Origin of the sequence: Rhizobium sp. PP-CC-3G-465, assembly GCF_004343445.1 — a bacterium.
GTDB classification, from domain to species: domain Bacteria; phylum Pseudomonadota; class Alphaproteobacteria; order Rhizobiales; family Rhizobiaceae; genus Ferranicluibacter; species Ferranicluibacter rubi.
The window spans coordinates 1712240-1732404 of sequence record NZ_SLYH01000001.1 but is presented as its reverse complement, the minus strand read 5'-3'; the positions used below and the strand labels follow the sequence as shown (position 1 = coordinate 1732404).

The following is a 20165-nucleotide window of genomic DNA, read 5'->3' as shown; positions in this document are numbered from 1 at the left end:
GGCACCCGCTCGTTCTCGTCGAAAAACTAGAGCGTTTTGAAACGGTTCTTCAGGCGCGTACGTAAAGGCAAAGCGAGCGAGGACCGCGAGTCTTCTCCCCCCTTGTGGGGGAGATGCCCGGCAGGGCAGAGAGGGTTTTTCTTCCCTAAATCTAAACTTCTTCGACTGCCAACTGCCAACTGCCAACTGCCCGCCCTTACGCCCGCTTCATCAACGGAAACCGCTCCTTCAACAACCGCTGGATCAGATCCGACGAAATCGGCGGGCCGAACAGGAAGCTCTGGCCGTAATGGCAGCCCATCTGCCCGAGCTGGATCGCGTCCTCCTCGGACTCGATACCCTCCGCCACCACCTGCATCTCGAGTTCGCGCGCCATGCCGATGACGGAGCGGAGAAGGATGGTGCGCTTGTCGCTCTCGTCCTTCACCAGCGCCTTGTCCATCTTGATCGTGTCGAACGGGAAGCGCGTGAGATAGGCGAGCGAGGAGTGGCCGGTGCCGAAATCGTCCAGCGCCAGCTTCAGCCCGCTGTCGCGCAGCTTCTGCAGCACCAGACGCGCCTGTTCCGGGTTCTCCATCATCAGCGATTCGGTCAGCTCCACCATCACCTGCGATGGGTTGCAGCGGTTCTTGTGGAGGATGGCGCGGATGTCGTCGTGGAGGTCATTGTTGAGCAGCTGGCCGCTCGACAGGTTGACCGACACGAAGATCGGCAGCTGACCCGTCTGGATCTGCCATTCCCCGAGATCGCTGGTCGCCCGCTCGAAGGCGAACAGGCCGAGCTGGTTGATGACCTCGGAACTCTCGGCAATGGGGATGAATTCGGAGGGCGGAATGCTGCCGCGCTTCGGATGGTCCCAGCGCATCAGCGCCTCGAAACCGGCGATTTCCGCATCGTTCAGCCGCACGATCGGCTGGTAGACGAGGCTGAGCTCATTGCGCTCGATGGCGCGGCGGAGGTCGGTTTCGAGCTGCAGACGGTCCGTGCCGGAGGTGCGGAAGGCCGGGCGATAGGGCTCGACGCGGTTGCCGCCGGCCTTCTTGGCGCGGAACATGGCGAGTTCGGCGTCGTCCAGCAGGCCGGCCGCGCTCTGGCTCTGGTCCACCCAGGAGACGAGGCCGACGGAGGCGGTGAGGCTGATCTCGCGATTGCCGAAGCTGATCGGCACCATGATGGCGCGGCTGACGGCCTCGGCGAAATCCGCCACCTTGGCAGGGTCGCGTTCCGAGATCAGGATCAGCCCGAACTGGTCGCCGCCGAGCCGCGCCAGCGTATCCTGCGGTTTCAGCAGCCGCCGCAGCCGCCGCGTCAGCGCGATCAGGATGTTGTCGCCGGCCGCGATCCCCAGCACGTCGTTGACGTTCTGCTTGTAGCGGTCGATGTCGATGGCGATCACGGTCGGCCGCACGCCGTTCGAACCCGGCGCCAGCGCCAGGATCGATTGCAGCCGGTCGAGGAAGATCTGGCGGTTCGGCAGGCCGGTCAGGTTGTCGTGGAGCGCATCGTGCAGCAGCCGGTCGAGCGAATTGCGCTGCTCGGTGATATCTACCAGCGTGCCGACGCAGCGAATGATTTCGCCGTTCGAGCCCAGCACCGGCCGCGCGCGGATCGACAGCCAGTGATAATGCCCGTCTTCGGCACGAATGCGGAAATCATGGTTGAGCCGGCCGCGACGGTGTTCGAGCAGGATGTCGAGCGTCGCGCGAAAACGGTCGCGGTCGTCGGGGTGAAGGCGCGGCAGCCAGTTGCGGGCCGGCCCGTGCATGGCGCCGGGCGTGAGGCCGAGCTGCTGCGACACGTCTGGAATGGTCACCACCCGGTCGCGCGCCACATCCCAGTCCCACACGGTATCGCCCGAGCCGGTCAGCGCCAGCGACTGGCGTTCGAGGTCGGAGAACAGGCCCTGGCTGTAGGCGCCGCCGGCAAAGGCGTGCTGCATCACGGTGAAGCCGATGAGCAGCACGATCAGCACAAGCCCGCCGCCGAGCGCCGGCTGGACGATGTCGTTGGAGAGCCGCCCCGTCACCGTCAGCCAGGCGCCGAACAGCCAGACAAGCGTCAGCAGCCAGGCGGGCACGAGCAGGATGGCGCGGTCGTAGCGGTTGAGGCCGAGGTAGGCGATCAGAATGATGCCGGCCGTGCCCGTCAGCGCAAACGAGATGCGCGCGATGCCGGCCGCAATGGCGGGATCGTAGATCGCCACGCCAAAGAGCAGGCCGAGGCCGAGAATCCAGGCGAGCGTCGCATAGGACAGGTGCTGGTGCCAGCGGTTGAGGTTGAGATAGGTGAAAAGGAAGATCACGAGGCCGGCCGCCAGGAACACCTCCGTTCCCGCCCGCCATATTCGCTCGTCGCCGGCGGTGATCGCGATCAGCTTCGACAGGAAGCCGAAATCGACGCAGATATAGGCAAGAACCGCCCAGGCGAGCGCGGCCGTCGCCGGCAGCATGGAGGTGCCCTTGACGACGAACAGGATGGTCAGGAACACCGCCAGCAGGCCGGCAATGCCGAGCACGATGCCGCGATAGAGCGTGAAGGCGTTGACCGTGTCCTTGTAGGCGTCCGGTTCCCAGAGATACATCTGCGGCAGGTCGGGCGTTGCGAGCTCCGCGACGAAGGTGATGACCGAACCGGGATTGAGCGTGATGCGGAAGACGTCGGCCTCCTCGCTCGGCTGCCGGTCGAGTGCAAAGCCCTCCGACGGGGTGATGGAAAGGATGCGTTGCGAACCGAGGTCGGGCCAGAAGATCTTGGAATTCACCAGCCGGAAATGCGGCGCGACGATCACGCGCTCCAGCTGCTCTTCTGACACGTTGGCGAGCGCGAAGACCGCCCAGTCGCCCTGATGGTTGTCGGCACTGGAGCGCACCTCGATGCGCCGCACGATGCCGTCGGTGCCGGGCGCGGTGGAGACCTGAAAGGCCTCGCCCCGGCCGGTATAGATCTCGGTCGTCGCGGTGAGGTCGAGCGCGGTGTCCTCGCGCGAGATCTTCACGGGCTCGATGGCCTGGGCTTGGCTCCCGCCGAGCCACATCATCGCAAGCACCAGCGCCAGCATCAGCCCGGGCAGCCTGCGGATCGACGGCAAAAGCGTCGGACGGAAGGGATGGGTCACTCGCTAGCAGTCCTGTTGGGCGCGATGTCACGCGAAAGAAGGGAGAAGATCAGGTGGTCGCGCCACTGCCCATTGATCTTGAGATACTCACGCAGATAGCCTTCGCGATGAAAGCCGACCTTTTCAAGGAGCCTGATGCTCCTGTCGTTTTCCGGAATACAGGCTGCCTCGATACGGTGCAACTGAAGGGTCGAAAAGATGTAGGGGATGGAGAGCCTGACCGCCGCCGACATGTGCCCCTGACCGGCGAAGCGCTCGCCCATCCAGTAGCCGATCATGCAGCATTGCGCGGCTCCGCGCCTGATATAGCCGATGGTGAGGCCGCCCAGCAGCGTCTCGGTGTCGCGCGCGAAAACGAAGAGGGGAATGGCCTGGCCGGAGTGGAATTCCTGCTCGCTGCGGATGGCGCGCGCGCGAAACGCGCTCTCGGTCATCTCCTCCGCCCGCCATGTCGGCTCCCACGGCTCGAGAAACGGCCGGCTTTCCCGGCGCAGTGCGAACCACTGCCGATAGTCGGCGCCGCGCGGCAGGCGCAGCAGATGCGTGTCGCTTTCGATCCTGACCGGGTCCGGCTGCCGTGACAGAAACCGAAACACCGATCGTGTCATGAAAGCTCCGCCGGGATCGTAAAATAAGGACGGTGCCGGCGAGAAGACGCCGGACCGGGGTTCAGCCGTTCGCCGCCCGCGGCAGGGCTGTGTCGCGGGTCAGCCCGCCGAGAATATCCGCCATCGGCGCCAGCTTGTCGACGGGGCCGATGGCCGAGAGCGTCGGCACGGTCTCGAAGAACAGGCGTCCGGCAAGATCGGTCAGCCGCTCCACGGTGATGCCGGACAGCCGGTCCATCAGCTCCTCGTTGGGGATGGGGCGGCCGTAGAGCATCATCTGCCGGGCGATCTGGCCGGCGCGTGCGGCGGGGCTTTCCTGCCCCATCAGCAGCTGCGCGCGGATCTGCGCGCGGGCGCGGTCGATTTCCTGCTGCTCGATATGATCGGCCGACTTGCGCAGCTCCTCGATGATGACGGGCATCAGCTCCGGCAGGTTCTCACCGCCGGTCGCGGCGTGAACGCCGAAAATGCCGGTATCGGAAAAGCCCCAATGGAACGCATAGACCGAATAGCAGAGGCCGCGATGCTCGCGCACTTCCTGGAAGAGCCGCGAGGACATGCCGCCGCCGAGAATATTGGCGAGGATCTGCGAGCAGTAGAAGTCGCGGCCGTGATAGGCCTTGCCCTCGAAGCCGAGCAGGACCTGCGCATCCATCAGGTCGCGGTTCTCGCGCGTGTCGCCGCCGGTGTAGCGGGCTTTTTCGATCAGCGGCGCTTCCGCCGGCTGCTGCGGCAGGCTGGCGAAGCGTTCCTCCACCTGCGCCACGAAGGCATCGTGATCGACCGCACCGGCGCCCACGACGAACATGCGGTCGGTGGTGTAGTTGCGCCCGAGATAGGTGCGGATCTGGTCGGCGGAAAACGACATGACGGTTTCCGGCGTGCCGAGGATCGGCCGGCCGACGATCTGGTCGGCAAAGGCGGTTTCGGCGAAGCGGTCGAAAACCACGTCATCGGGCATATCGTTCGCCGCGCCGATTTCCTGCAGGATGACGTTCTTCTCGCGCTCCAGCTCTTCCTCGTCGAAGGACGATTCCGTCAGGATGTCGGCGAGGATGTCGATGGCCAGCGCCGTGTCGTCCTTCAACACGCGAGCGTAATAGGAGGTCGTCTCGGTCGATGTCGCGGCATTGACCTCGCCGCCGACATTCTCGATCTGCTCGGCGATATCGCGGGCCGACCGCGAGGCCGTTCCCTTGAAGGCCATGTGCTCCAGCAGATGCGCGATACCGTGCTCGTCCGTGGTCTCGTCGCGGGAGCCGGACTTGATCCACGTGCCGAGCGCGACGCTTTCCAGATGCGGCATGGTTTCGGTAACGACCGTCAGCCCGGAGGCGAGCCGGGTGCACTCAACTTTCATCATCGGTCTTTCTGCGCACTAGTTCCGGATACGGGCGTGCTCGCCGATATAGGCCTCGACGGCTTTCAGCTCGGGATCCAGAATGTCGAAGCGCTCCTCCCTGTCCATCAGGTCAGCAAGCCACGTCGGAAGCGCCGGGTCAATACCGCTCGCCGATTTTACTGCGGCGGGGAATTTCGCGGGGTGTGCGGTGGCCAGCGTCACCATAGGTGCGTTGGGTTTCATATGCTTGGCGGCAACGAAGGCGCCGATGGCGCTGTGCGGATCGAAGAGATACCCGGTTTCCGCGAGCGTGGTGCGGATGGTTTCCGCCACTTGCTTTTCCGTCGCGCGCCCGGCGCGGAAGAGACCGCGGATCATCTTCAGCGCCTTTTCCTCGATCTCGAAGGCACCCGACTGCTTCAGCCCGCCCATGGCGGCGCGCACCTTGCCCGCATCCCGGTCGAAGGCCTCGAACAGCAGACGTTCGAAGTTGGAGGAGATCTGGATGTCCATCGAGGGCGAGGTCGTGGCGCGAACGTCGCGCATCTCGTAGCGCCCGGTCTTCAGCGTGCGGGCGAGAATGTCGTTCTCGTTGGTGGCGACCACGAGGCGCGCGATCGGCAGCCCCATCTTCATGGCGACATAGCCCGCAAATATATCACCGAAATTGCCTGTAGGAACCGTGAAGGCCACTTTCCGGTCCGGTCCGCCGAGCGCAACCGCCGTCGTGAAATAATAGACGATCTGGGACATGATGCGCGCCCAGTTGATCGAATTGACGCCCGAGAGATGTACGCGGTCGCGGAAAGGCCCGTCGTTGAACATATCTTTGACCAGCGTCTGGCAATCGTCGAAATTGCCGCGAATGGCGATCGCATGCACGTTCGAGGCCTTGGACGTCGTCATCTGGTGCTGCTGCACCGGCGAGACCTTGCCGTGGGGAAACAGGATGAAGATATCGGTGCGGTCGCGCCCGGCAAAGGCGTCGATCGCAGCACCCCCGGTGTCGCCCGAGGTCGCGCCGACGATGGTGGCGCGGGTGTTGCGGGTGGCCAGCACATGGTCCATCAGCCGCGCCAGCAGCTGCATCGCCACATCCTTGAAGGCGAGCGTCGAGCCGTGGAACAGCTCCATCACGAAGGCATTCGGCCCGGTCTGCACGATCGGCACTACGGCCGGGTGCCGGAAGGTCGCATAGGCCTCGTCGATCATGCCGCGCAGCGTCGCATCCTCGATCTCGCCATCGACGAACAGCTGGAGAATCCGAAACGCGACCTCCTGGTAGGAGAGGCCGCGCAAGTCCCGGATCTCGCGCTTCGACAGGGTCGGCCACGTCTCCGGCACATAGAGCCCGCCATCGCGCGCAAGGCCCGCCATCAGGGCATCGCTGAAACCGAGCGCAGGGGCCTCGCCCCGGGTCGAAACATACTTCACGTTCGTCATCCTCGTTTCGTGCCGCGCGGCGACGGTGTTCGGGCCTGAAGGTGAGCGCGGCACGTGACGCTCAAGTTCGGGCGGGGCTTACAAAAAAGATCGGAACACGCGCGAGTCCAATCGATTTTCCGGCGCGCCGCTGCTATAGACCATCGCCGCAGCACTGGAAAGCCTTGCCTTTCGGCAAGTGCCGCCGGGTCTGCGCAACGGCCGCTCGCAGTCGGGCGGTGGAAATTATGCCGTATGCGCCGGTCGAAACCGGCTATACAGGCAGCGACGGACACGCGCCGCGAGAGCGCGGGAAGAGCGACAGGGGGTCGGATCGAATGGTGGGTCATACAGTCAGCCGCATCGCGGCATTTGCGGGTCTCATGGCGCTTGCCGGCTGCAATACGCCGGACACGGGCGGCGCGATCGACGCGGGCGCCAGCGCGGCATCCGCCACGCCGGCCGTCATCCAGGCGAAGTGCCCGCAGATCGTCATGCGCGATGCGACGTCGGTCTACCGCACCTACGCCAAGGGCGCGAAGGACGACCCGTCGCAGATCATCTACCAGGCCTCGCTCGCCGACTCGACGCGCCAGTGCGTGCAGAGCGATACGACCCTGACGGTCAACGTCGTGGTGCAGGGCCGCGTCACCTCGGGTCCGGCCGGCGGCCCCGGCACGATCAACCTGCCCATCCGCGTCACCGCGAGCGACGAGAACAACACGCTGTTCTCCGAAGTGACCCAGCTGCCCGTCACCGTCCAGGCCGGCACCGGCGCCCAGCAGTTCATCTTCACCAAATCCGCCCCCATCAACGGCGGCGCCGGCGACTTCGCCAAGGTCTATGTCGGCTTCGACACGGCCCCGGCTGCGCCGAAGAAGCGGAAGTAATCAAACGTAGAAGGGCGCGGTCCTTTTAAAGACCGCGCTTCCTTGCATTCGCCCGTTTCGCTTGCTCCGCCGCTTTCGGCCCGCGATCCCGATCAGTCCCCAAGCTCCTCCGACCATTCCGCCAGCGCCTCGATGGTGGCGGGCAGGGCGGTCATACGGGAGATGACGGTTTCGGCGCCGGCTTCGGTCAGCGCGTCGGCATGCGAGGGGTAGCTGTGCGATGCGCCGGTGAAGCCGATGACGCGCATGCCGGCCGAGCGGGCGCCGTGGACGCCGTGCACCGAATCTTCCACCACGATCACCCGCGACGGGTCGATGCCCATCTGGGCTGCGCCATGCAGAAAGATATCCGGCTTCGGCTTCACCCGGTCGTCACCGAGGTCGCGCGCGGAAAAGACGTTGCGGCCGAAGACGTCCTTCAGGCCCACCTTGCCCAGCATCATCGCCAGCCGCTCCGATGTGGAATTCGAGCAGACGCATTTTTTCAGCCGGATCTGCGACAGCGCCGCCTTGACGCCCTCGATGATCTCGACGTCGTCCTTCAGCCGCTGTTCGAGAATCTCGGTATGGCGCGAGATGAGGCTCGCCGACAGCGGGATCGTCGCCTCGCGCTCGACGGCCAGGAGCGTGTTCTGCCACGTCATCCCGGCATAGCGCTCTGCCATCTCCTCCGTCGAAATCGGATACCCCGCTTCCGTCAGCAGCGCCGCCTCGACTTCGGATGCGATGATCTCTGAATCGACGAGCACGCCGTCGCAATCGAAAATGATGAGGTCGATACCGGACATGGGGAAAATCTCTGATGCATGGGAATGCCCGCGCTTTACACGAGGGGGCGGCGGGGGACAATGCGCTAACGATGGAAACTGGAGGGAGAGGCGCTGCGCCGAAGGCGACGAGCTTAAGGATACTGCTCCATGAGGGCCGAAACGGCACGCTCGAGCCGTGGAATTTCATCGATGATGACACCCCACAAAATTGTGTCCGAAAGCCCGTGATATTCGTGACGGATAACGTTTCCAATCGTCCTCACGCGCGGCCATGGGATCTCAGGCTGGGTTGCCCGCACATCCTCAGGGAGAGATCGGCTCGCCTCGGATATGATCTCGATGGCCCTTTGCAGCGCATGCCTGAGCATCCAGTCCGAACTGTAATCCTGTATCGTCTTACCGGCGACTGCTGCTTGAATTCCGATAATCGCAGCATTCATGTCATCGAGCGCGTGCCGGAAGTCACGCGCCACTAGAACACCCTGAGAGCAGAGGCTTCGATGTCTGCTTTCAACCTTGGGTGAAGTCCATCTCGGGTCGTTATATCGACCGTAGATTCCAAACGCTCTTCCAGCATCAGCTTTATGCCGATGAGATCGAATGCATTGAACCGACTGGCAGGGTCGTAGTCGATGAAAAGATCGATGTCACTCGACGCTTCAGCCTCGTCCCGTGCAACGGAGCCATAAACGTAAAGCGATGTGGCACCACGTGAGCGCACCGCCTCTGCGTCATCGCGGAGGCGCTCCATGACATGTCTTCGATCAAGGTGCTTTTTCATGAAAGCAAGCTTACCGTAAAACGCGCCTCTGTTCCATCCGTCGGTTTTTCGCGCAAGTTTTACGCCTCTTCAGCCTTTGGTAACCAAACTCGGTAACCATAGCAGCAGAATTTGTGTCCCAGAGTCAGCGTATCAGCGAGTAGTCATGGTGTCCCTGAAGTCTTCCGTCGTTTTGTCTGCTGAAATCTCCCCCGCTGCTTCGGGTGGGTGGCTCGACACCATCATCAAGGGCGATTGCGTTTCCGCCCTTGAAAAGCTGCCCGACAATTCGGTGGATGTCGTCTTCGCCGATCCGCCCTACAACCTGCAGCTCGGCGGTGCGCTGCACAGGCCGGATCAGTCGCTGGTCGATGCCGTCGATGACGCGTGGGACCAGTTCGCCTCCTTCGAGGCTTACGATGCCTTCACCCGCGCCTGGCTGCTGGCCTGCCGCCGCGTGCTGAAGCCCAACGGCACGCTGTGGGTCATCGGCTCCTACCACAACATCTTCCGCGTCGGCGCGATCCTGCAGGACCTGAATTTCTGGATCCTCAACGACATCGTCTGGCGCAAGACCAACCCGATGCCGAACTTCAAGGGGCGCCGGTTCCAGAACGCGCATGAGACGCTGATCTGGGCGAGCCCGAGCGCCAAGGGCAAGGGTTACACCTTCAACTACGACGCCCTGAAGGCGGCGAACGACGACGTTCAGATGCGCTCCGACTGGGTGTTCCCGATCTGCTCCGGCGGCGAGCGCCTGAAGGACGAGAACGGCGACAAGGTCCACCCGACCCAGAAGCCGGAAGCGCTGCTCGCCCGCATCATGATGGCCTCCACCCGGCCGGGCGATGTCGTGCTCGATCCGTTCTTCGGCTCGGGCACCACGGGCGCCGTCGCCAAGCGCCTCGGCCGCCATTATGTGGGCGTCGAGCGCGAGCAGACCTATATCGACGCGGCCCGTGCCCGCATCGAGGCGGTCGAGCCCTTGGGCGGTGCCACATTGTCGGTCATGACCGGCAAGCGCGCCGAGCCCCGCGTTGCCTTCAACGTGCTGGTGGAAAGCGGCCTCATCAAGCCCGGCGCCATCCTCACCGACGCCCGCCGCCGCCACAGCGCCATCGTGCGCGCCGACGGCACGCTGGCTTCAGGCGGAGAGGCCGGCTCCATCCACCGCCTTGGCGCCAAGGTGCAGGGCCTCGACGCCTGCAACGGCTGGACCTTCTGGCACTACGACGACGGCGGCGTGCTGCGGCCGATCGACGACCTGCGCACCGTTATTCGGGCGGATATGGCGCGGATGGGGTGAGGGTGTAAATCAACGCGTTAACGCCTGCGTCAGCCCCTCATCCGGCTGCCGCCACCTTCTCCCCGCCGAGCGGGGCGAAGGGACGTGTGGCACCGCTTCTACCCGATTTCAAAACAACGAGCAGGGCAAGTCCCCTCTCCCCGCGCGCGGGGAGAGGGTTAGGGTGAGGGGCAGCGACGGGGTGAAAGGGTGAGGCACTTCCACGCCGAGGGCGGTGGTGACCTGTCGTGTCCAAATGTCACCCACCCGCCAAAAATCCCCCCGCAATGTTTAAGAGAATTTAACCTCTCCGCCGCTAGTCTCATGCCTGCGATACCGCCGCGTGATCAACCACCGGCAGACCGCGATGCGGGCGGGGGTTCCGGGTGTTGCCGGAGCTTGGTGCCCTAAGACGAAGCGGGACTGCGATCTGTCGACGGGAAAGTCCGCCGACAGTCGTCTTTCCTCCGGTTTCGTACCTTCAGTCCCGGAGGAATCTGGAACGCCCGGCCGCTTGAAAAAGCGGCCGGGCGTTGCTGTTTTGCAGGCCTGTCAAAAGCATTCAGAGAATGAAATCGTCTGCATACATCTTGGTGACGCCCGACACGCTCACCTCGAAATCGGCGCGGCCGTCGCCATTGACGTCGCCGGAGAGGATGCCGTTCGAGAAGCGCAGTTCGCCGGCATGGCGGCTGAAACCGTCATTGCCGATATAGTCGAATGTCTGGTTGCCTCCGGAGCGCGTGTTGGCGTCGATGCCGGAGAGGTCGATAAGGTCGCCTTCACTGGCTGTGAAGTCGGCGATCACGTCGCGGCCGCTGCCGACCCGGCTGTCGATGAGCGTATCGAAGTAGAAGATGTCAGCACCCGTGCCGCCGTTCAGATAGTCCCTGCCGATGCCGCCGGTGAGGTCGTCGGCGCCCGAGCCGCCATAGAGGACGTCGTTGCCGGCGCCGCCATAGAGCCCGTCATTGCCTTCGAGGCCGTAGAGATTGTCGGCGCCGCCGAAGCCCTTCAGCACGTTGCGATCGGCAGAGCCGGTGATGTCGTCGGCGGAATTCGTGCCCGAGGCGTTCTCGATGTTGACGAGAACCTCGATCTGGTCGCTGTCGATCGTGGCGGTACCCTTGTCGAGGTCGATATCGACGCCCTTGCCGCGCTGCGAGGCATAGGCGTCCTGCAGCTCGTAGCTGATGGTGTCGATGCCCGTGCCGCCGTTGAAGCTGTTGTTGTAGCCGACGGAGCGGAAGGTGTCGTTGCCGCTGTCGCCCTTGTAGACGCTGGCTTCCGAATTGACCTGGAAGATATCATTGCCGTCGCCGCCGGAGACGACGTCATAGGCCTTGCCGTCGTCGGCGCGGATGTCGGCGATGTAGAGGTCGTTGCCGGTGCCGAGGAAGATGTCGTTGCCACCCTCGTAATAGTTCACCACCCGGTCGTTGCCCGAACCCGCATCCACATAATTGAAGCCGCCGAGGCTGTCGGTGCGGTTGAGGTTGATCGTATCGTTGCCGCCGTAACCGTAGATCGACACCTCGGACAGCTTGTTCTGGGTCAGGATGTCGTTCCTGTTGGTGCCGTAATAATTCGCCATGAATGCGTCCTCGCAGAATGATCGTTCAAGATGACACGCCCATCATGCGAGGAGCGGTGTGAATGCCGGCTGAACCGAATGTGGCTTTTCAGTGATATGAAAATCAGGCGCAAAGAGGGCGGCGTCAGACAGCCCGCCCTCAGACAGCCCGCCCTCAGACAGGCAGCCCGAGCTTTATCAGATCCGCCTTCAGCGTCCGGCCGTCGATGAACTGCACCGCCTGCCAGCCGGCCGCCCGCGCGCCCTCGACATTGGCAAGGCTGTCGTCGATGAACAGCGTGGCTGCGGGTTCAAGGTCGAACGCCGCCTGATGCGTCTCGTAAATCTCAAGGTCGGGCTTGATCTGCCGCTTCTCCCCGGACACGGTAACGCCGCGCGGCAGGTTGAGGAAGGCAAAGCGCGCCCGCGCCTCGGCAAAGGTGTCCTCCGCGAAATTGGTCAGCATCGTCACGTCGTAGCCCTTCGCCACGAGACCTTCGAGAAGGACGACACTCTCCTCATAGGCATGCGGCACCATCTCGCCCCAGTGGGTGCGGAAGGCGCGGATGTTCGCCTCCTGCTCGGGATACTGCGCGATGAGCAGGTCCTCGGCATCCGCCCAGCTGCGGCCGCGGTCCTGCTCCAGGTTCCATTCATGGGTGCAAACGGTCGCGAAGAAGGCCTTGCGCTCGGCCTCGTCGGGAATGAGCCGGCTGAACGGGATATTCGGATCGTAATGGATCAGCACCTTGCCGATGTCGAAAACATATGGCGGATGGGTGTCGTCGCGTCGGTCATGGGGCTCTCTCCTCTTAATGATCGATCCGGGGATTGGTCGTCTCCGGACGGTTCCTATCGCATGACGGCACGAGATTTATGACGTTTTTGCGAAACAGCCGGGCAGCGCCTTCTCGATCGCCTTCTTCATCACGGTGGGCAGCGCCTGCGCGGCGAGCGTTTCGCGCGGCTCCCACCAGCCATTCGCGACGATAGCGTCCCGTTCGACCTCGGCATGGCGCACAGCGAGGCGCAGCTCGAAATGGGTGAACACATGCACGATGCCGCCGCAGTCGCGCCAGAGGGGCGTGGTCTTCCCGGCAAAGGGTGGCGTCTGGTTCTGGCCGGGATCGGTCGTCCAGTCGGTGCCCGGCACCTCGGTCATGCCGCCGAGCAGCCCCTTGTCGCCCCGTTTGCAGAGGTAGACCGCACCCGCAGCATCGGTCGCGACATAGGCGGTGCCGTATCGCACCGGCTTTGCCTTCTTCGCCAGCTTCACCGGAAAGCGCTCGGGGTCGCCGGCCGCGAAGGCACGACAATCGGCATTGATCGGACAGAGCGCGCAAACCGGCCGGCGCGGCGTGCAGATGGTCGAGCCGAGATCCATCATGGCTTGCGCGAAATCGCCCGGCCGCTCAGTGGGGGTGAGGGCGGCAACCAGCCGGCGCATCTCGGGCCGCGCCGCCGGCACCGGCGTCTCCACCCGGTAGAGCCGCGAGATCACCCGCTCGACATTGCCGTCGAGCACGGCACTCTGCCGGTTGAAGGCGATGGCGGCGATGGCGGCGGCGGTATAGTCGCCGATGCCCGGCAGCGCCTTCAGGCCCTCCTCGGTATCGGGAAAGCGCCCGCCATGCTGGCTCGCCACCTCTTCGGCGCATTTCTTCAGGTTCCGGGCGCGGGCGTAATAGCCGAGCCCGGCCCAGGCCTTCATCACCTCTTCGGTATCGGCCGCCGCGAGATCGCCGACCGTCGGCCACAGGGTCAGGAACTTGGCGAAATAGGCTTTCACCGCCTGCACCGTCGTCTGCTGCAGCATCACTTCCGACAGCCAGATATGGTAGGGGTCTGGCCGCTTGCCGGCTTTCGCCATCGGCGGCGTGATGCGCCACGGCAGCACGCGGTGGCTGCGGTCGTACCAGTCGAGCAGCAGGGCTGCGGGAGATTGCGTCGAGAGAGAATCTGGCAGGGGCAGGGCCTCCGCCGTGGACTTGGAACGTTGCATCATGGTCCTCGGGCCCGACTTCCCCTATAGATCGTCGCAGGCAGCCTTGCCAAAGCCGGTATCGTTTCGAGCGTCATAGCCGAAATGGCGCCGGCGGGGTAGAGCCGCAACACCATCGCCACCCCCACTCAATGCCCAAGGGAGCAACCGCATGGCGCCTTCCAAGCCTTATACCCCGAGGGGCGCCCGTCAGATCAGCGAGGTCGCCAATGGCCTGCTCGATCCGGTTCTGGCCAAGCGCGCCGGCATCAGCACGCTGCTGCTCGGCTCCTGGGACGAGATCGCCGGCGAGGCCTTCGCCGATTGCACCCGTCCGGAAAAGATCGCCTGGCCGCGCCGCGTCTCCGAAATGGCGGGCGAAAGCCGCCACCAGCCGGGCGTCCTCACCATCGCCTGCGACGGCGCCCGCGCGCTGTTCCTCGCCCATACCGAGGGCGAACTCGTCCAGCGCATCAACGGCTTCTTCGGCTTCCCCGCCATCGACCGCGTCCGCATCGTCCAGAAACCCGTCACCCCCACAACCCGCACCCGCCGCCGCCCACGCCCCCTGACCGGCCAACCCGCCCGGCATCTGGAAGCCCTGACCGCCGAGATCGAGGACGAGGGCCTGAAGGCGGCGCTGACGCGGCTGGGAACGGCGGTGCTGGGGCAGAAGCGGTAGGGGGATGGAGTTTGGGAGAAGAAAACCCTCTCTGGCCTGCCGGCCATCTCCCCCACAAGGGGGGAGAAGACGTGCGGCACGCGCTCGCTTCTTCTGAAATCTCGTAATCTGGGCGAGCGGCCCACCTCGGGTCTTCTCCCCCCCTTGTGGGGGAGATGGCTGGCAAGCCAGAGAGGGCCTTCCTTCAAAACCACATCCACCAACGCTGCCAATGATGTCTTTCCCACCACCATCCACCCCCCACGCCACAAATGCCTCACAATTCTTTGAACGATGAGCCATGGGGCCCCCTTGTCCGGTCCCGACGGGCGCGATATCGCAAAGGTCCCGTCTCCGCTTGAACAGGTGAACCATGTCCCTTTCCGAAATGACCTTGCTGAAACGCCTTTCGAGCGGTGTGGCCATCGCCACGCTGGCGCTCGCGCTTGTCGCCTGCAGCGACGAGAAGAAGGAGACGGCGAATGCGGCGGCTCCTGTCGAAACGGTCGATACCGCGACCAAGACGGAGATGAAGCCCGCGGATACGATGACGACGTCGTCGACCAGCGCCACTCCCGCAACGACTCCGGCTGCTGGCCAGACCCAGATGGCTCAGGCGGCAGCGCCCGCTGCATCTCCGGCGGCGGCAGAGCTGCCCCAGGCCGAGGGCGAGATCGAGCTTTCCAAGCTGATGGAACCCGGCGCGCTGCCGGAAATGGCCATCGGCAAGGCCGATGCGCCGGTCACGGTCGTCGAATACATGTCGATGACCTGCCCGCATTGCGCCAATTTCCACAACAAGACCTTCGACGCCATCAAGGCGAAGTATGTGGAATCGGGCAAGGTGCGCTTCGTGCTGCGCGAGTTCCCGTTCGATCCGCGTGCCGCTGCCGCCTTCATGCTGGCGCGCTGCGCGCCGGAAGGCCAGTATTTCCCGATGGTTTCCATGCTCTTCAAGCAGCAGGAACAGTGGGCCGCCGCCCAGAACGGCCGCGATGCGCTGCTGCAGATGTCCAAGCTTGCCGGTTTCTCACAGGAGAGCTTCGAGACCTGCTTGACGAACCAGAAGCTTCTGGATGATGTGAACGCCGTGATGCAGAAGGGCATGAAGGAGTACAAGGTTGCTTCGACGCCGACCTTCTTCATCAACGGCAAGCGCTATTCCGGAGACATGTCGGTTGACACCATGTCGGCCCTTATCGACCCTCTGCTCTAAGTCGCGACGGATTGCGGCACGGGAAACCGTGCCGTTTTTCCCAACGATGCCGTTCCCGGTCATGACGGGCACGCCGTCATGAAATTCACCAAACTGCGCGTGGTCGGCTTCAAATCCTTCGTGGAGCCGTCCGAGTTCGTCATCGAGCGCGGGTTGACCGGTGTGGTCGGCCCGAACGGCTGCGGCAAATCGAACCTCGTCGAAGCGCTTCGCTGGGTGATGGGCGAGAATTCCTATAAGAACATGCGCGCGTCCGGTATGGACGACGTGATCTTCTCCGGCTCGGGCAAGCGCCCGGCGCGCAACACGGCCGAGGTCGGCCTCTATCTCGACAACACCGACCGCACCGCGCCCGCCGCTTTCAACGACAGCGACGAAATTCAGGTCACGCGCCGCATCGAGCGCGAAAACGGCTCCGTCTACCGCATCAACGGCCGCGAGGCTCGCGCCAAGGATGTGCAGCTGCTCTTTGCGGATGCCTCGACCGGTGCCCGCTCGCCCTCTATGGTCGGGCAGGGCCGCATCGGCGAGCTGATCGCCGCAAAGCCGCAGGCCCGCCGGCAACTGCTCGAAGAAGCCGCCGGCATTTCCGGCCTCCACTCCCGCCGCCACGAGGCGGAGCTGCGCCTGCGCGGTGCCGAAACCAACCTCGAGCGGCTGGACGAGGTGACGGGCGAGCTGGAAAACCGCATCGAAAGCCTCAAGCGCCAGTCGCGGCAGGCCAATCGCTTCAAGATGCTCTCGGCCGAGATCCGCGCCCATGAAGCCATGCTCTTCCACATCCGCTGGGTGCAGGCCAAGCAGGCCGAGGCGGAAGCCGAAAGCCTGCTGAACCAGGCGACCTCGCTGGTGGCCGAAAAGGCGCAGGCGCAAATGGAGGCGGCGAAGAACCAGGCGATATCAAGCCTGAAGCTGCCGGAACTGCGCGAGGAGGAGGCCCGCACCGCCGCCGGCCTCCAGCGGCTGCAGATCGCCCGCACCCAGCTCGACGAGGATATGAGCCGCACGCTGCGCCGCCGCGACGAGCTGCAGCGCCGCCTGACGCAGCTGGGCGAAGACATCGCCCGCGAGGAGCGGCTGGCGCTGGAAAATGCCGGCGCGATGGCGCGGCTGGAGGAGGAAGCCGAAGCCCTGCAGGAAGACGCCGAAGATGCCGGCGAGCGGGCGGAGGAGGCGCGCGAGCGCCTTGCAGATGCGCAGGACGTGCTGGCCGCGAGCGAACGGACACTCTCCACGCTGACGGCCGAACGCGCCGAAGCGCAGGCATCCCGCGGCCAGCTGGAGCGCACCATCCGCGATCTCGGCGACCGCCGCATGCGCCTCTCCCGCCAGATGTCCGATCAGGCCAGCGAGATCGACACGCTCGACCGCGAGATTGCCGCGCTCGAAGCCCCCGATATCCGCCGCGAAGCCGTGGAAGTGGCAGAAGCCGACATCGAGGCGCGGACAGAGGCCGTTGCCGAGGCCGAGGACGCGCTGGGCGAGGCGCGGGCCCGCGAGGCCGAGGCCCGTGGCCCGCTGGAGGCCGCGCGGGCGCGGCTGAGTGCGGCGGAAACCGAAGCGCGCACCATCCGCCGTCTGCTCGAAGCTGCAACCCTTGCAGGTGGGGCGAGCCCCGTGGTCGATGCCATCACCGTCGAGCGCGGTTTCGAGGCGCTGCTGGGTGCGGCCCTCGGCGACGATCTCGAATCGCCGCTCGACCCGTCCGCTCCCGTGCACTGGCGCGATCCCGGATTGGGGGATGCCGATCCTGCTTTGCCCACAGGCGTCGCCCCGCTGATCAATCATATGACAGTGCCGGATGCCCTCAAGCGCAGCCTGTCGCAGGTCGGCATCGTCGCGGATGATACCGAGGCGGCGCGGCTGCTCCCGGTGCTTAACCCCGGGCAGCGGCTCGTGACCCGGTCCGGCGCGCTCTGGCGCTGGGATGGCCATGTCACCGGAGCCGACGCCCCGAGTGCCGCCACCCTGAGGCTGGAGAACCGCAACCGCCTGAGCGAACTGGACGCCGAGATTGTGGAGGCCGCCGACGGTCTGGAGCTTTGCGAACGCGCCCTGAAGGCGGCGACGGATGCGATCCGCGCGGGCGACGATGCCGTGCGGATGACGCGCGAGGCGGAACGGCAGGCGATCCGCCGCCTGTCGGAGGCGCGCGATGCGCTGGCCTCGGCCGAGCGCGCCCAGGGCGATCTCGCCCGGCGTCGTGCGGTGCTGACGGAGACCGCCGCCCGCATCGCGGAGAGCCACGAGGAGGCGGTGGCCACGCTGGAGGATGCCGTCGCAGCGCTCGAGGACGCCCCCGACATGGCCGGCCTCGACCAGCGCCTCGCCGCGCAAGGCGCAGCCGTTGCGACCGACCGAGCGGCGCTCGCCGAGGCCCGCGCTCTCTCGGATGGCCTCAACCGCGAGACCGAAGCGCGCGAGCGCCGTCTGCGGGCGATCGCCGCCGAGCGCCAGACATGGGCGAGCCGGGCGGCCAGCGCCGACGACCATATCGCCACGTTGCGCGACCGCGAGGCGGAAGCGCGTGACGAGATCGAGGCCATTCTCGACGCGCCCGACGAATTCGACGAGAAGCGCCGCGCGCTGATGAGCGCCCTCTCGGACATGGAAGCGGCCCGCCGCGCGGCGGCTGACCGGCTGGTCGAGGCCGAAACCCGCCAGCGGGATGCCGATCGCCTTGCCGCGACCGCTCTCTCCGAACTGGCGGAAACCCGCGAGAAGCGCGGCCGCGCTGAGGAACGGCTGATGTCGGCGCGTGAAAAGCGCGTCGAGGTGGAGGCCGCGATCCGCCAGGCTCTGTCCATCGGCCCCCAGGATGTGCTGCGCCTCACCGGCCGCGCGGTCGATGCCCTGCCGTCCGATCCGCGCACCGTGGAGCGCGATCTCGAACGCCTGAAGATCGAGCGCGAGCGACTGGGCGCCGTCAACCTGCGCGCGGAGGAAGAGCAGACGGAACTTGCGGACCGGCTCGCGGCGCTGCTCAAGGAGCGCGAGGACGTGATCGACGCCATTCGCAAGCTGCGCAGCGCCATCCAGAACCTCAACCGCGAGGGCCGCGAGCGCTTGCTGGCGGCGTTCGACATCGTCAACGCCCAGTTCCAGCGCCTCTTCACCCACCTTTTCGGTGGCGGCACGGCCGAGTTGCAGCTGATCGAGAGCGACGACCCGCTGGATGCCGGCCTCGAAATCCTCGCCCGCCCGCCGGGCAAGAAGCCGCAGACCATGACGCTGCTGTCGGGCGGCGAGCAGGCCCTGACCGCCATGGCCCTGATTTTCGCCGTCTTCCTCACCAATCCCGCGCCCATCTGCGTGCTGGACGAGGTGGACGCGCCCCTCGACGACCACAATGTCGAGCGCTACTGCAACCTCATGGATGAAATGGCCGCCTCCACGGAGACCCGCTTCGTCATCATCACCCACAACCCCATCACCATGGCCCGCATGAACCGCCTCTTCGGCGTGACCATGGCGGAGCAGGGGGTGAGCCAGCTGGTGTCGGTGGATCTGCAGACGGCGGAGCAGTTGCGGGAGGCGGTTTGAGAGCCGTGTTCCGCCGAGCCTTTGCGCGAGGCGCGGAGGAAGCCGGTCGGGCCAGGGCTACCGCCCTGTCCGGCTCCTGCAGCATCAAGCTGCGGGTTTGAGTGTGGAGCGTGTCGTTCTCGCAGCCGACATCGTCGAGACAATGAGGACGAGAACAAGGAGGCCTAAGGTCACCATCGATGCGGCACCACGGGGAAGGTTCATTCCGCCCTTTTCGATGGGCTTGGTCAGAAGATCGCCGAACGTCGCACCGAACGGACGCGTGAAGATGAAGGCGATCCAGAACAGAAGAATGTGATTGAGACGCGTCATGTAGTGGCAGGCAACCACCGCGCCGATGATCGCTGCCGTGACAAGTGCGCCCTGAAAGTAGCTGAGTTCGAGATTGTCGGTCAGAAAATCACCGAACGCGGTTCCGAGACTGTTGGAGAACACCACCGCGACCCAGAACAGAATTTCCACGTCCCGACGCAGTATGGGGTATACTGAGAGGTTGCGGGCGCGGGAGTACCAGATCCCAAGGCTCACGATCAGGCCGGTAACGAGCAGTGCGGAACCCCAAGCGTAGCCCAGTCCGAACGACCGGTCCATCATGTCCGAAATCTCCGTGCCGGCAGTCGTGGTCGCGACAATGGCGAGCCAGAAGAGCGCGGGATTGTAGCGGGGAGCGCGGATCTGAACGAACAATATGACGGCGAGAGCTGTGAAGGTGATGCCGAACCCGATGTAATATCCGAGGTTCAGCGTCATCGACAGAAAGTCGCCCGCGGTCTCTCCAAGTGTGGTTGCCAGAATTTTCATAATCCAGAACGCCAGGGTTACGGCGGCGACTTTGCCGATTATGCGGATTTTGGATGGTACGCGATCGATGCTGTTGTGCATGGTCTGTCTCGTCGTTGGAGAGAGTGAGATGGATCGCAGTCGGATATGGTTCTGAAGCCGGCCCCGCAGGCCCCTTGTCGAACACGGCCTTCCGCCCGGTCATGAAAGCAAAGGGAT

At 64.8% G+C, this 20165-nt stretch carries 16 protein-coding genes; 5 read left to right on the top strand and 11 right to left on the bottom strand.

Annotation, left to right across the window (positions count from 1 at the left end):
• Positions 1-196: 196 nt before the first annotated feature.
• From C8J33_RS08130 to thrC, 4 genes are all read right to left on the bottom strand, one after another.
• Entirely contained in the window at positions 197-3058 is a 2862-nt protein-coding gene (locus C8J33_RS08130) for an EAL domain-containing protein (protein ID WP_110733390.1), read from the bottom strand.
• Positions 3059-3111: 53 nt separating this feature from the next.
• Complete coding sequence (locus C8J33_RS08125) at positions 3112-3723, bottom strand: GNAT family N-acetyltransferase (RefSeq protein WP_092932558.1); 612 nt, start codon at positions 3721-3723, stop codon at positions 3112-3114.
• A 61-nt stretch (positions 3724-3784) separates the two neighbouring features.
• Positions 3785-5086 carry a M16 family metallopeptidase gene (locus C8J33_RS08120; RefSeq protein ID WP_110726667.1) on the bottom strand — a complete coding sequence of 434 codons (1302 nt, stop codon included), beginning with the start codon at positions 5084-5086 and terminating at the stop codon, positions 3785-3787.
• 15 nt (positions 5087-5101) lie between these two features.
• Entirely contained in the window at positions 5102-6508 is a 1407-nt protein-coding gene (gene thrC / locus C8J33_RS08115) for a threonine synthase (protein ID WP_132663672.1), read from the bottom strand.
• 317 nt (positions 6509-6825) lie between these two features.
• Here thrC and C8J33_RS08110 point away from each other — a divergent pair, with 317 nt between their 5' ends.
• Positions 6826-7377, top strand: a complete 552-nt coding sequence (locus C8J33_RS08110; protein WP_110799843.1) for a hypothetical protein — start codon at positions 6826-6828, stop codon at positions 7375-7377.
• Between the two features lie 92 nt (positions 7378-7469).
• Here C8J33_RS08110 and C8J33_RS08105 read toward each other — a convergent pair whose 3' ends face one another.
• The 3 genes from C8J33_RS08105 to C8J33_RS08095 form a co-directional block, all read right to left on the bottom strand.
• Complete coding sequence (locus tag C8J33_RS08105) at positions 7470-8165, bottom strand: HAD family hydrolase (protein WP_132663671.1); 696 nt, start codon at positions 8163-8165, stop codon at positions 7470-7472.
• Between the two features lie 113 nt (positions 8166-8278).
• Positions 8279-8620 carry a DUF86 domain-containing protein gene (locus C8J33_RS08100; RefSeq protein ID WP_245419967.1) on the bottom strand — a complete coding sequence of 114 codons (342 nt, stop codon included), beginning with the start codon at positions 8618-8620 and terminating at the stop codon, positions 8279-8281.
• Positions 8620-8898: a nucleotidyltransferase family protein gene (locus C8J33_RS08095; protein ID WP_245507089.1), complete on the bottom strand. Its 279-nt coding sequence runs from the start codon at positions 8896-8898 to the stop codon at positions 8620-8622. The genes C8J33_RS08100 and C8J33_RS08095 overlap by 1 nt, the downstream gene beginning before the upstream one ends.
• A gap of 175 nt (positions 8899-9073) precedes the next feature.
• Here C8J33_RS08095 and C8J33_RS08090 point away from each other — a divergent pair, with 175 nt between their 5' ends.
• On the top strand, positions 9074-10213 hold the full coding sequence (locus tag C8J33_RS08090) for a site-specific DNA-methyltransferase (RefSeq protein ID WP_110799840.1): 1140 nt from the start codon (positions 9074-9076) through the stop codon (positions 10211-10213).
• 541 nt (positions 10214-10754) lie between these two features.
• Here C8J33_RS08090 and C8J33_RS08080 read toward each other — a convergent pair.
• The 3 genes from C8J33_RS08080 to mutY all read right to left on the bottom strand — a co-directional run bounded on the left by C8J33_RS08080 (position 10755) and on the right by mutY (position 13767).
• On the bottom strand, positions 10755-11786 hold the full coding sequence (locus tag C8J33_RS08080) for a calcium-binding protein (RefSeq protein WP_132663669.1): 1032 nt from the start codon (positions 11784-11786) through the stop codon (positions 10755-10757).
• 154 nt (positions 11787-11940) lie between these two features.
• Positions 11941-12513: an HAD-IA family hydrolase gene (locus tag C8J33_RS08075; protein ID WP_245507088.1), complete on the bottom strand. Its 573-nt coding sequence runs from the start codon at positions 12511-12513 to the stop codon at positions 11941-11943.
• Between the two features lie 126 nt (positions 12514-12639).
• Positions 12640-13767, bottom strand: coding sequence for an A/G-specific adenine glycosylase (gene mutY, locus C8J33_RS08070; RefSeq protein ID WP_132664500.1), 1128 nt, complete (start codon positions 13765-13767; stop codon positions 12640-12642).
• 151 nt (positions 13768-13918) lie between these two features.
• Between mutY and C8J33_RS08065 the strand changes: the two genes are divergently transcribed.
• The 3 genes from C8J33_RS08065 (at position 13919) to C8J33_RS08055 (ending at position 19166) form a co-directional block, all read left to right on the top strand.
• The gene (locus C8J33_RS08065) at positions 13919-14428 is read left to right on the top strand and encodes a DUF721 domain-containing protein (protein WP_132663667.1); all 510 of its coding nucleotides are present in this window, start codon (positions 13919-13921) and stop codon (positions 14426-14428) included.
• Between the two features lie 352 nt (positions 14429-14780).
• Positions 14781-15623: a DsbA family protein gene (locus tag C8J33_RS08060; RefSeq protein WP_132663666.1), complete on the top strand. Its 843-nt coding sequence runs from the start codon at positions 14781-14783 to the stop codon at positions 15621-15623.
• A gap of 78 nt (positions 15624-15701) precedes the next feature.
• Positions 15702-19166: a chromosome segregation SMC family protein gene (locus tag C8J33_RS08055; RefSeq protein WP_132663665.1), complete on the top strand. Its 3465-nt coding sequence runs from the start codon at positions 15702-15704 to the stop codon at positions 19164-19166.
• A gap of 84 nt (positions 19167-19250) precedes the next feature.
• On the opposite strand, the gene C8J33_RS08050 is transcribed toward C8J33_RS08055, so the two are convergent.
• Positions 19251-19967, bottom strand: a complete 717-nt coding sequence (locus C8J33_RS08050; RefSeq protein WP_245507087.1) for a hypothetical protein — start codon at positions 19965-19967, stop codon at positions 19251-19253.
• Between the last annotated feature and the right edge of the window lie 198 nt (positions 19968-20165).

Excerpts from the sequence above, each read along its gene's own strand:
- C8J33_RS08105 (WP_132663671.1), bottom strand. The coding sequence starts at position 8,165 with ATGTCCGGTATCGACCTCATCATTTTCGATTGCGACGGCGTGCTCGTC.
- C8J33_RS08110 (WP_110799843.1), top strand. The coding sequence starts at position 6,826 with ATGGTGGGTCATACAGTCAGCCGCATCGCGGCATTTGCGGGTCTCATG.
- C8J33_RS08125 (WP_092932558.1), bottom strand. The coding sequence starts at position 3,723 with ATGACACGATCGGTGTTTCGGTTTCTGTCACGGCAGCCGGACCCGGTC.
- C8J33_RS08060 (WP_132663666.1), top strand. The coding sequence starts at position 14,781 with ATGTCCCTTTCCGAAATGACCTTGCTGAAACGCCTTTCGAGCGGTGTG.
- C8J33_RS08080 (WP_132663669.1), bottom strand. The coding sequence starts at position 11,786 with ATGGCGAATTATTACGGCACCAACAGGAACGACATCCTGACCCAGAAC.
- C8J33_RS08065 (WP_132663667.1), top strand. The coding sequence starts at position 13,919 with ATGGCGCCTTCCAAGCCTTATACCCCGAGGGGCGCCCGTCAGATCAGC.
- C8J33_RS08130 (WP_110733390.1), bottom strand. The coding sequence starts at position 3,058 with ATGCTGGCGCTGGTGCTTGCGATGATGTGGCTCGGCGGGAGCCAAGCC.
- C8J33_RS08050 (WP_245507087.1), bottom strand. The coding sequence starts at position 19,967 with ATGAAAATTCTGGCAACCACACTTGGAGAGACCGCGGGCGACTTTCTG.
- C8J33_RS08095 (WP_245507089.1), bottom strand. The coding sequence starts at position 8,898 with ATGGAGCGCCTCCGCGATGACGCAGAGGCGGTGCGCTCACGTGGTGCC.
- mutY (WP_132664500.1), bottom strand. The coding sequence starts at position 13,767 with ATGCAACGTTCCAAGTCCACGGCGGAGGCCCTGCCCCTGCCAGATTCT.
- C8J33_RS08120 (WP_110726667.1), bottom strand. The coding sequence starts at position 5,086 with ATGATGAAAGTTGAGTGCACCCGGCTCGCCTCCGGGCTGACGGTCGTT.
- C8J33_RS08055 (WP_132663665.1), top strand. The coding sequence starts at position 15,702 with ATGAAATTCACCAAACTGCGCGTGGTCGGCTTCAAATCCTTCGTGGAG.
- thrC (WP_132663672.1), bottom strand. The coding sequence starts at position 6,508 with ATGACGAACGTGAAGTATGTTTCGACCCGGGGCGAGGCCCCTGCGCTC.
- C8J33_RS08090 (WP_110799840.1), top strand. The coding sequence starts at position 9,074 with ATGGTGTCCCTGAAGTCTTCCGTCGTTTTGTCTGCTGAAATCTCCCCC.